General features: G+C 73.1%; 1 protein-coding gene. It reads right to left on the bottom strand.

Annotated features, from left to right (window positions below; all coding sequences use genetic code 11):
• Positions 1-12,856: type I polyketide synthase (locus ACWEBX_RS33735; RefSeq protein WP_451888572.1), on the bottom strand; the 12,856-nt coding region annotated here is incomplete at both ends.

Raw genomic sequence — 12,856 nt, 5'->3', positions numbered from 1 at the left:
CGCACACACCTCGTCGTACGCCGCCGCGAACACCGGGTACGCCCCGTACAACTCGCGCCCCATGCCGACCCGCTGCGAACCCTGACCCGAGAACAAGAACCCCACCTTGCCCCCGACGCCACCGCCCACCGGAGCGGCCCCGGACACAAGCGCCTCCAGCCCCTGCCGGAGCTCCGCAAGCTCCTCCCCCACGACCACAGCACGGCGCTCCAGCACCGCACGCGACGTCGCCAGCGAGAACGCCACGTCCTCCGCCCGAACCCCTGCGCCCCCGACGCCCCCGGCATCCAGGAAGGACAGCAGCCGGCCCGCCTGCTCCCGCAGCGCCGTCTCCGTCCTGCCCGACAGCACCCACGGCACGACCGCGCCCGAGGCCGGAGCCGGAGCCGAAGCCGAGGGATCCTCCGTCACGCCGGGCGCCTGCTCGACGATCACGTGCGCATTGGTTCCGCTCACGCCGAAGGAGGACACCGCAGCTCGACGTGGTCCGTCGGTCGCGGGCCACTCCACGGCCTCGGTCAGCAGCCGGACATCACCGGCAGACCAGTCCACATGCGGCGTCGGCTCATCGACGTGCAGGGTCTGCGGCAGCACACCGTGCCGCATCGCCATGACCATCTTGATGATGCCGCCGACGCCCGCCGCAGCCTGCGCATGACCGATGTTGGACTTCAGCGAACCCAGCCACAACGGCCGTTCCTCCAGCCGCTCCTGCCCGTACGTGGCGATCAGCGCCTGCGCCTCGATCGGGTCGCCGAGCCGCGTGCCCGTACCGTGCGCCTCCACCGCGTCGACCTCATCCGAGGACACACCGGCGTTCGCCAGCGCCTGCCGGATCACCCGCTGCTGCGAAGGCCCGTTCGGAGCCGTCAGACCGTTCGACGCACCGTCCTGGTTCACCGCCGTACCACGGACCACCGCCAACACCTGGTGCCCGTTCCGACGGGCATCCGACAGCCGCTCCACCAGCAGCATGCCCGCACCCTCGGCCCACCCCGTGCCGTCCGCGCCGGCGCCGAACGCCCTGCACCGGCCGTCCGCCGACAGACCACGCTGCCGACTGAACTCCACGAACACGGACGGGCCTGCCATCACCGTGACCCCGCCGACCAGCGCCATCGAGCACTCACCGCTCCGCAGCGACTGGGTCGCCAGGTGCAGCGCCACCAGCGACGACGAGCACGCCGTGTCGACCGTGACCGCCGGCCCCTCCAGGCCGAACGTGTACGAAACGCGCCCCGAAGCGACACTGCCCGCGCTGCCGTTGACGAGGTAGCCCTCCAGCCCTGCCGGCGAGGTGCGCACGCGCCCGCCGTAGTCGTGGTACATCACGCCGGCGAAGACACCCGTCCTGCTGCCCCGCACCGTCGCCGGGTCGATCCCGGCCCGCTCGAACGCCTCCCACGACGTCTCCAGCAGCAACCGCTGCTGCGGGTCCATCGCCAGCGCCTCACGCGGCGAGATCCCGAAGAACTCGGCGTCGAAGTCCGCCGCGTCGTGGAGGAAGCCGCCCTCTCGGGTGTAGCTGGTGCCCCACTGGTCGGGGTTCGGGTCGTAGAGCTTCTCCACGTCCCAGCCGCGGTCCCCGGGGAAGCCCGACACGGCGTCGCGGCCGGAGAACACCAGCTGCCACAGGTCTTCGGGCGACCGCACGCCGCCGGGGTAGCGGCAGGCCATGCCCACGATCGCGATGGGCTCGTCCGCCGTTCCGGTGGCTGGGGAGAAGGTCGCCGACACGGCTGGCGCCGCCCCGCCAGCACCAGCGGCTTCGGCGGTGAGGAAGCGGGCGAGGGCAAGCGGGTTCGGGTGGTCGAAGATCAGGGTGGCGGGCAAGCGCATGCCGACGGCCGAGTTGAGCCGGTTGCGCAGTTCGACGGCGGTCAGCGAGTCGAACCCGATGTCCTTGAACGAGTCGTCCGCGCCGACCGACTGCGCGCCGGCGTGCCCGAGCACGGCGGCGACCTGGGTACGCACCAGGTCCAGCACCACGTGCTCGCGCTCGGCCTCCGGCAGCCCGGCCAGCCGCTGCCCCAGCGATCCCTTCGGCGTGGTCCGTGCCGTGCGCCGCACCGGTGCGACCCTCACCAGTTCGCGCAGGACCGGCGGCACGGGCTGCCCCGGTCCGTCTCGGAAGGCGGACGTGTCGAGCCGGATCGGGGCGACTGCTGCCCGATCGGTGGCCAGTGCCGCGTCGAACATCCGCAGGCCGTCCGCCGACGGGATCGCGGCGAGGCCCATGCGCTTGATGCGGGTGAGATCGGTGTGGTCGAGGCTGCCGGTCATGGCGCTCTCGCTGTCCTGCGCCCACAAGCCCCAGGCCAGCGACGTGGCCCGCAGGCCCGCGGATCGGCGGTGCTCGGCGAGGGCGTCGAGGAAGGTGTTGGCAGCGGCGTAATTCCCCTGGCCCGGCGTGCCGAGGGTGCCCGCCACCGAGGAGAAGAGCACGAACGCGGACAGGTCGCCGGACAGCTCACCCGCCAGGTCGTGCAGATTCAGCGCCGCGTCCACCTTCGGTCGGAACACGGCGTCCAGCCGCTCGGGGGTCAGCGAGCCGATGATTCCGTCGTCCAGGACGCCGGCGGTGTGGATGATCGCGGACAGGCTCTGCCCGGGCCCGGTAAGGAGTGCACGGACGGCATCGCGGTCGGCCACGTCACACGCGGCCCAGGTGACGTCGGCGCCCTGCGCGGTCAGCTCGGCGGTGAGTTCGGCCGCGCCGGGTGCGTCTCCACCACGGCGGCTGACGAGCAGCAGGCTGCGGACGCCGTGCTCGGCGACCAGGTGCCGGGCGAACTGCCCGCCCAGCCCGCCCGACGCGCCGGTCAGCAGAACGGTGCCGGAGCCGAGGCCGGGAAGCTCCGGATCCGTGTCCGGCGCAGCGACGCGGACCAGCCTCGGCACCCGGACCTCGTCGTCCGCGTGCACCGCGGCCTGCGGCTCACCCGACGTGATCAGGCCGGGCAGCACCCGGGCAAGACCGGCGCCGTCACCATCGATGCCGACGTCGGCATCGGCATCGCCGACGGTCTCCACCAGCACGATGCGGTCGGGGTTCTCGGTCTGCGCCGAGCGCACCAGTCCCCAGACCGCCGACTGGGCGAGGTCTCCCGTACGCATCACCAGCACCAGGCGCGCCGGGCGTTCCTCGGTCAGCCACCACTGCACCAACTCCAGCACCGCCTGGGTGACCTCACGGACCCGTGTGGCAAGATCCGCACCGGTCCCGATCGGGCAGGGCACGACCACGACATCGGCTTCGGCCACGGCTCCGGCATCGGCGCTCGCCGGCGAGTAGGCGGCCCGAAGAGCGGCGAGATCCTCATACATCTCGATCCTCATGCCGTCCGGCGCGGACGGCAGGCTGACCGGCGTCCACTCCAGGCCGAAGACCGCGTCGTCGCGGCCGGAACCTGCGCGCAACTGGTCGGCGGGCAGCGGGCGCAGGGTCAGCGCGTCGACCTGCGCGATCGGCTCACCGGTGCCGTCGGCCAGCGTCAGCGACACCGTGGAGGTGCCGGTGCCGACGCGCGAGACCTTCACCCGCAGGCCGGAGGCTCCGGCAGCCGCCAGGCGCACGCCGCTCCAGGCGAACGGCAGCAGCCCGTTCCCCGTCCCGGCCTCGGGCTCGACCGCGCCCAGCCAGACGGTGTGCAGGGCGGCGTCGAACAGCGCAGGGTGCAGGCCGTACGCGCCCGTGTCCCTCCGCTCCGCGCCCGACAGCTCCACCTCGGCGAAGAAGTCGTCCCCGCTCCGCCACGCGGCGCGCAGCCCCTGGAAGGCGGGGCCGTAGTCGAGCGCCATGCCGGCGAGGCGGTCGTAGAACCCGTCGACGTCGACCGGCTCCGCGCCCACGGGTGGCCACGCGGCGAGCGAGCCGTCCACGGGCCTTCCTGTGGCGACGGCCAGCGAGCCGGAGGCGTGCCGGACCCATGCCCGCTCGGAGACGTCCTCGTGGGCATACGCATCCCCGCCGTCGATCCGCGAGTGCACGGTCAGCGTCCGGCGGCCCGAGCCGTCGTCGGCGCCGACGCGCACCTGCAGGGCGACGCCGCCACGCTCGGGCACGAGCAGCGGTGTCTCCAGCGTCAGCTCTTCCAGCAGGTCGCAGCCCACGGCGTCGGCAGCGGTGATCGCCAGCTCGACGAACGCGGTTCCCGACAGGAGCGCGACTCCACTGACGGCGTGGTCCATCAGCCACGGGTGCGTATGCGTCGAGAGCCGCCCGGTGAGCAGGTGTCCGTCGCCGTCGGCCAGCGGCACGGCGGCGCCGAGGAGCGGGTGACCGGCCTCGCCCTGGCCCACAGCGCGCATGTCACCGGCGGAGGCGCGGGCGTCGAGCCAGTAGCGCTCGCGCTGGAAGGCGTACGTGGGCAGGTCGACACGCCGGGCGCCGGGGAAGAGTGCCTGCCAGTCCGGGGAGACACCGTAGGTGTGCAGTTCGGCGAGCGCGGTGACGACGGCCTGCGGCTCGGGGCGGTCGGCGCGCAGGGCGGGAACGGTGACGATGTCCGCGTCGTCGAGGCAGCCCTGGGCGAGGCCGCTCAGCACACCGCCCGGACCGATCTCCACGAACGCCGTCACGCCCAGCTCGTGGAGAGTCCGGACACCGTCGGCGAAGCGGACCGCTTCACGGACGTGCCGGACCCAGTACTCGGGCGTGTACGGCTCGGCCAGCCGACCCGTGAGGTTCGAGACCACCGGGATACGCGGCTCGTCGAAGGCCAGACCGCGAACGACCGCCGCGAACTCCTCCAGCATCGGATCCATCAACGGCGAGTGGAACGCGTGACTGACCTTCAGACGGGACGTCCTACGACCCTGACCGGCGAAGACCTCACCGATGGCGGTGACCAAGTCCTCGGCACCGGAAACCACCACCGACCGCGGGCCGTTGAGCGCCGCGATCCCGACCTCCTCGGTCACATACGGCAGCACCTCGTCTTCGGTCGCCTGCACGGCAACCATCGCGCCGCCCGCGGGCAGTGCCTGCATCAACGCGGCACGTGCCGACACCAGCTTCGCCGCATCCTCGAGCGACAACACACCGGCCACATGAGCGGCCGCGATCTCACCCACCGAATGACCAGCCACATAATCCGGCCGCACACCCCACGACTCCAGCAACCGGAACAACGCCACCTCGACCGCGAACAACGCCGGCTGCGCCGAACCCGTCCGGTTCAACCCCTCCGAGTCCACGTCGAGCGTCACGTCGACGTGAGCACGGATCTCGTCGTACGCCGCGGCGAACACCGGGAACGCGTCATAGAGTCCGCGCCCCATGCCGACCCGCTGCGAACCCTGACCCGAGAACAGGAACCCGACCTTGCCCGCCGAGTGAGCGCGCCCGGCGACGACGTTCGCCGCCGGTTCGCCTGCCGCGAGGGCCTCCAGCCCCGCCCGCAGCTCGGCCGGGTCGGCGCCGATCACCGCGGCCCGGTGCTCCAGCGCCGACCGCGTCGTGGCCGACGAGAATCCGGCGTCGACGGGCGACACATCGTCGGTCACGAAGGCCAGTAGACGCTCCGCCTGGGCCCGCAGCGCCACTTCACTCTTCGCCGACAGCACCCACGGCACGGGCACCGGGCGGTGTTCCCGGGCCGGCTCGGCCCCAGCCCCGGCGGGCGCCTGCTCGATGATCGTGTGCGCATTGGTGCCTCCGATACCGAAGGAGGACACCGCGGCCCGGCGGGGCCTGGCGGTCCCGGGCCATCGCACCGGCTCGGTCAGCAGCCGCACGGCGCCCGCCGACCAGTCGACGTGCGCGGTCGGCTCGTCCACATGGAGCGTCTGCGGCAGCACACCGTGCTGCATCGCCAGCACCATCTTGATCACACCGGCGACACCCGCGGCGGCCTGCGTGTGGCCGATGTTGGACTTGACGGATCCCAGCCACAGCGGCCGGTCGGCGTCCCGCTCCTGGCCGTACGTGGCGAGCAGCGCCTGCGCCTCGATCGGGTCGCCGAGTCTGGTGCCCGTGCCGTGGGCCTCGACGGCGTCCACGTCGGCGGGCGTGAGCCCGGCGGACGCCAGCGCCTGACGAATCACCCGCTGCTGCGCGGGACCGTTGGGCGCGGTCAGACCGTTGGACGCACCGTCCTGATTCACGGCGCTGCCCCGCACGACGGCCAGCACACGGTGACCGTTGCGTTCCGCGTCGGACAGCCGCTCCACCAACAGCAGGCCCACCCCCTCGCCCCAGCCCGTGCCGTCGGCACCAGCCGCGAACGCCTTGCACCGGCCGTCGGGCGACAGCCCGCGCTGCCGGCTGAACTCAACGAACAGATCCGGCGTGGTCATGACGGTGACACCGCCGGCCAGCGCCATCGTGCACTCGCCGTTGCGCAGTGCCTGGACGGCCAGGTGCAGGGCCACGAGCGACGACGAGCACGCCGTATCGACCGTGACGGCCGGGCCCTCCAGGCCGAACATGTAGGACACGCGCCCGGAGACGACCGAGGCAGCCTTGCCGGTGAGCGCGTACCCCTCGATCTCCGCGGGCGCGTTGCGCAGCCCGTTGGCGTAGTCCTGGCCGTTGGTGCCGATGAAGACACCGGTGCGGCTCGCGCGGACGGACGCGGGGGCGATGCCGGCCCGCTCGAAGGCCTCCCAGGCGGTCTCCAGCAGCAGCCGCTGTTGAGGGTCCATCGCCAGCGCCTCACGCGGCGAGATCCCGAAGAGACCGGCGTCGAAGCGGTCGGCGCCTTGAATGAAGCCGCCCTCGCGCGAGTACGTCGTGCCGGGCCGGTCGGGGTCGGGGTCGTAGAGCGCGTCGATGTCCCAGCCGCGGTCGGTGGGGAAGCCGGACATCGCGTCCCGGCCGGAGCTCAGCAGCTCCCACAGGTCCTCCGGCGACTGGACGCCGCCGGGGAAGCGGCAGCTCATGCCGACGATCGCGAGGGGCTCGTCGGCCGCGGTGGCGGCCGTCGCCTGCCCGGCGTCCGCCGCCGGCCCGTACCGGCCGAGGAGTTCCTCGCCCAGGTGACGGGCGAGGACGGTGGGGGTCGGGTGGTCGAAAACCAGGGTGGTGGGCAGCTTGAGGCCGGTGGCCGTGTTGATCCTGTGGCGCAGTTCGACGGCGGTGAGCGAGTCGAAGCCGGTCTCGCGGAACGTCCGGTCGGCTTCGAAGGCGCCCTTGCCCGTGTGGCCGAGCACCGTGGCGGCCTGCTCGCGGACCAGGTCCAGGAGGATGCGGTCCTGTTCCCCCGGCGTGGCGCCGAGGAGGCGCTGGACCAGCGCGGACGCGGGCGCTTCGGCGCCCTGCGCAGCCTGGGCGCGTGCTTCGAGGGCCTTGCGGGCCTCGGGCACGCCGTGCAGCAACGGGCAGGGGCGCGTGCCGGCGAAGGCCGGGACGAAGCGGTCCCAGTCCACGTCCGCGACGGTCACGGAGGTCTCGCCGCGGGTCAGCGCATCGTGCAGCACGGAGATCGCGGAAAGGGGCGCGATCTCCCGTACGCCGCGCCGCCGCAGGTGGTCACCGGCGCCGCCGTGGGCCATGCCGCCGTCCGCCCAGGATCCCCACGCGACGGCCAGCGCGGGCACGCCCTGCGCCCGGCGCTGCTCGGCGAGGGCGTCGAGGAAGGCGTTCGCGGCACCGTAGGCGCCCTGGCCGCCGTTGCCCCAGACACCGGTCATCGAGGAGAAGAGCACGAAGGCGTCGAGGTCCTGTCGGTCCCGGGTCAGCTCGTGCAGGTGGAGCGCCGCGTCCACCTTGGGACGCAGCACGTGGTCGAGGCGCTCGGGCGTGAGCGATTCGACCAGGCCGTCGTCGAGTACGCCTGCGGTGTGCACCACGGCATTCACGGTGTGTCGACCGAACAACTCGGCGAGCGCGTCGCGGTCGGCCGCATCGCACGCGGTGACGGTGACCTGAGCACCCAGCTCCTCCAGCTCCGCCTTGAGTTCGGCGGCGCCCGGGGCGTCGGGTCCCCGGCGGCTGGTGAGCACCAGGTGCTCGGCACCGGCGCCGGCGAGCCAGCGGGCCACGTGCCCGCCCAGCGCACCCGTACCACCGGTCACGAGCACGGTGCCGCGCGGCGACCAGGGTGCGTCCGCCGGTGCCGCGCCCTGCGGCGCACGCACGAGGCGGCGGGCGGACACACCGGAGGCGCGTACGGCGAGCTGGTCCTCGTCGGCCTGGGTCAGCACGCCGGCCAGTCGCTCCAGCGCGTGGGAGTCGAGCTCGGCGGGCAGGTCGACGAGCCCGCCCCAGCGCTGCGGCTGTTCCAGGGCGACGATCCTGCCCAGGCCCCAGAGCTGGGCGGAGACGGGATCGGTCAGCAGGTCCGTCACGCCGGTCGACACCGCGCCGCTGGTCAGGCACCACAGCGGGGCCTCGATCCCGGCGTCACCGAGGGCCTGGACGAGCAGGACGAGCCGCTGGAGGGCATCAGCCCCCGCTTCTCCCTGTGCTGCGGCGAACAGGATGCCGTCGGCCTGCTCGTGCCCGGCGTCGGCGAAGGCCCGGGCGAGCACGTCGCGGTCGGTGTCCTCGCCCACGGCGAACGGTACGAGCGCGACGCCGAGTTCCATGAGCCCGGCGCGGATCGCCTCGGTCCACGCGGTCTCCGAGGAGACCGCGTAGAGCCAGGTCCCCGACGGAGCGGCCCCGACCATGTCACCGAGCGGCTTCCAGGTGATCCGGTAGCGCCAGCCGTCGGCGGTGGACTGCTCGCGCCGCTGCCGGCGCCAGGCGGCCAGCTTGGGTGCGACCACGTCCAGTTCGGCGGGCTCCAGTCCCAGGAGCGTACCGAGAGATGCCGGGTCCTCGCTTTCGACGGAGTCCCAGAACTCGGCGTCCATCGCCTCCGGGGCACCGACGGTCGCCGCTTGAGGCGCGTCGGGCCAGTAGCGCTCGCGCTGGAAGGCGTAGGTCGGCAGGTCGACGCGGCGGGCACCCGGGAAGAGCGCCTGCCAGTCGGGCGAGACGCCGTGGGTGTGCAACTGCCCGACGGCGGTGACGAGCGCGTACGGCTCGGGCCGGTCGGCACGCAGGACGGGAACGGTGACGACGTCCGTACCGTCGTCGAAACAACCCTGGACCAAGGCGCTGAGCACACCACCCGGACCGATCTCGACGAACGTGGTCACGCCCAGATCGCCGAGGGTCTCGACGCCGTCGGCGAACCGCACCGCCTCACGGACGTGCCGCACCCAGTACTCGGGCGTGTACGCCTCTGCCAGCCGACCGGTGAGGTTCGAGACCAACGGGATACGCGGCTCGTCGAAGGCCAGAACGCGAACGACTTCCGCGAACTCCTCCAGCATCGGATCCATCAACGGCGAGTGGAACGCGTGACTGACCTTCAACCGGGACGTCTTACGACCCCGGGCAGCGAACGATTCGGCAATCGCCGCGACTGCGTCCTCGGTACCCGAAATGACCACGGACCGAGGGCCGTTGACCGCCGCGACGCCGACGCCGTCGGTCAGATGCGGCAGTATCTCGTCCTCGGCCGCCTGGACCGCGACCATCGCACCGCCCGCGGGCAGCGCCTGCATCAACGCAGCCCGCGCCGACACCAGCCTCGCCGCATCCTCGAGCGACAACACACCCGCCACATGAGCCGCCGCGATCTCACCCACCGAATGACCGGCCACATAATCCGGCCGCACACCCCACGACTCCAGCAACCGGAACAACGCCACCTCGACCGCGAACAACGCCGGCTGCGCCGAACCCGTCCGGTTCAACTCCTCGGAACCGACGTCGACCGTGGCATCGAGACGTGCGCACACCTCGTCGTACGCCGCCGCGAACACCGGATAGGACGCATACAGCTCCCGTCCCATGCCGATCCGCTGCGAACCCTGACCCGAGAACAAGAACCCGACCTTGCCTCCGATGGCACCACCCACCGGAGCAGCACCGGAAGCAAGCGCCTCCAGCCCCTGCCGGAACTCTCCGAGCTCCTCCCCCACGACCGCCGCACGGCGCTCCAGCACCGCACGCGACGTCGCCAGCGAGAACGCCACGTCCTCCGCCCGAACTTCAGCGCCCTCGACGCCCGCAGCGTCCAGAAAGGACAGCAGCCGGCCCGCCTGTGCCCGCAGCGCCTCATCGCTCCTCGCCGACAGCACCCACGGGACCGGTCCCGTGACGGCCGTCTCGCGGGCGGGCTCGTCGCTCGTCGCGGCCTGCTCGACGATGACGTGCGCGTTGGTACCGCTGATGCCGAAGGACGACACGGCGGCACGCCGCGGCGCGTCGGTCGCAGGCCACTCCATTGCCTCGGTCAGCAGCCGGACATCACCGGCCGACCAGTCCACGTGCGGCGTCGGCTCATCGACATGCAGGGTCCGCGGCAGCACGCCGTTCCGCATCGCCATGACCATCTTGATCACACCGGCCACGCCCGCCGCGGCCTGGGCGTGTCCGATGTTCGACTTCAGCGAGCCCAGCCACAGCGGCCGGTCGCCGTCCCGTCCCTGGCCGTAGGCGGCGATGAGGGCTTCCGCCTCGATCGGGTCGCCGAGCCGCGTGCCCGTACCGTGCGCCTCCACGGCGTCGACGTCCGCGGGCCCGAGTCCGGCGGCCGCCAGGGCCTGGCGGATGACGCGCTGCTGGGAGGGGCCGTTCGGCGCCGTGAGTCCGTTCGACGCGCCGTCCTGGTTGACCGCGCTGCCCCGCACGACGGCCAGCACCCGGTGGCCGTTGCGCCGGGCGTCGCTGAGCCGCTCCACCAGGAGCAGGCCCGCACCCTCGGCCCAGCCCGTACCGTCGGCCCCGGCACCGAACGCCTTGCACCGGCCGTCCGCCGACAGGCCGCGCTGACGGCTGAACTCCACGAACATGCCGGGCGTGGACATCACGGTGACGCCGCCGGCCAGGGCCATCGTGCACTCGCCGCGGCGCAGCGACTGGACGGCCAGGTGCAGCGCCACCAGCGAGGACGAGCACGCCGTGTCCACCGTGACCGCCGGGCCTTCGAGGCCGAACGAGTAGGCCACGCGGCCCGAGGCGACGCTGGTCGTCGTGCCGGTCAGCAGGTAGCCCTCGACGCCGTCGACCGGCTCGTGCAGCCGGGGGCCGTAGTCCTGTGCCGTCGCGCCGATGAACACGCCCGCCCGGCTCCCGCGCAGCGTGGCCGGGTCGATGCCGGCCCGCTCGAAAGCCTCCCACGCGGTCTCCAGGAGCAGCCGCTGCTGCGGGTCGATCGCGGCGGCCTCGCGGGGGCTGATGCCGAAGAAGCCGGCGTCGAACTCGGCCGCCTTGTGCAGGAAGCCGCCGTGCCGCGTCGAGGACTTGCCGGGCGTGCCGGGCTCCGGGTCGTAGAGCGCTTCGACGTCCCAGCCGCGGTCCGCCGGGAATCCGGAGACGGCGTCGCCGCCGGAGGCGACCAACCGCCACAGGTCCTCGGGGGAGCTCACCCCGCCGGGCAGACGGCAGCTCATGGACACGATGGCGACGGGTTCGTCGGGGTCGGCCGACGTCGCGGGCGCGGAGGCCGCCGCCACCTCGCCACCCAGGGACCGGGCGGCGAGGTGGCGGGCGAGCGCGGCGGGGGTCGGGTGGTCGAACAGCAGCCCGCTGGGCAGGCGCAGGCCTGTGGCCTCGGCCAGCTGGTTGCGCAGTTCCACCGAGCTGAGCGAGTCGAAGCCGAGGTCCTTGAACGTCCACTCGGTCTCGACCTGGCGGGCGTCGGCGTGGCCCAGAACGGCGGCGATGTGCGCGCGGACCAGGTCGAGCACGGCCTCGTCGCGTTCGGACTCGGGCAGTCCGGCCAGCCGTCGGCCCAGGGCTCCGACCGGCGTGCTGCCGGTCTCGGCGGTGGCGATGGCGACGGCGTCCGGCCGCGGAGCCGCAGGAGCCCGGCCGGTGGTGGCGCCGGGCAGCGTGGTGGCACCGTCCAGCCAGTACCGCTGCCGTTCGAACGCGTAGGTGGGGAGCGTGACCTTGCGGCGTACACCTCGCCCGCCGCCGAACAGGGCGTCCCAGTCCGGTTCCACGCCGTGGACGTGCAACGAGGCGACCGCCGCCAGCAGGGCCTGCGCCTCGGGGCGACGGGCGCGCAGGGCGGGGACGAGCAGGGACTCGCTGTCAGCGCCGGCGCGGGCCATGGAGGTGAGCACGCCGCCGGGACCGAGCTCCAGGTACGTGCGGACGCCCCGCTCGTCGAGGCGGGCGACGCCGTCGGCGAAGCGGACCGCGTCGCGCACGTGGCGGACCCAGTACGCGGCCGTGCACCCCTCGTACCCCGAGGGCTCCTCGGACAGCCGACCCGTCACGTTGGACACGATCGGGATGCGCGGGGCGTGGAAGGTCAGGCTCTCGGCCACGTCGCGGAACTCCGCCAGCATGGGCTCCATGTGCGGGGAGTGGAAGGCGTGGCTGACCCGCAGCCGACTGGTCCTGCGACCCAGGGCGGCGAAGGCGTCGGCGATCTCGGTGGCGAGCTCCTCGTCGCCGGAGACGACGACGGAGTCCGGGCCGTTCAGGGCGGCGATGCTCACGCGGTCCGTGCGGCCGCCGATGCGGGCGCGGACCTCGTCCTCCGCTGCCTGGACGGCGATCATGGCGCCGCCGGCGGGCAGCGCCTGCATCAGGCGGCCGCGCGCGGCCACGAGGGCGCAGGCGTCGGCGAGCGAGAGGACACCGGCCACGTGCGCGGCGGCGAGCTCGCCGATGGAGTGGCCCATCAGCACGCCGGGGGTGATGCCCCAGCTCTCCAGCAGCCGGAACAGGGCGACCTCGACGGCGAACAGCGAGGTCTGCGTGTAGAGGGTCCGGTCGAGTTCGGCCGCCTCGTCGGTGTCTTCGGGGGCGAACATGACCTCGCGCAGCGGCCGCGGCAGCAAGGGGTGGAGGTGTGGGGGGGGGTGGTCCGGGGCGGGGGGGTCTCCGCCGGCCCCCCCG

The sequence above is a fragment of the Streptomyces sp. NPDC005070 genome, from assembly GCF_053600395.1.
This window is presented reverse-complemented; position numbering and strand designations above follow the sequence as displayed.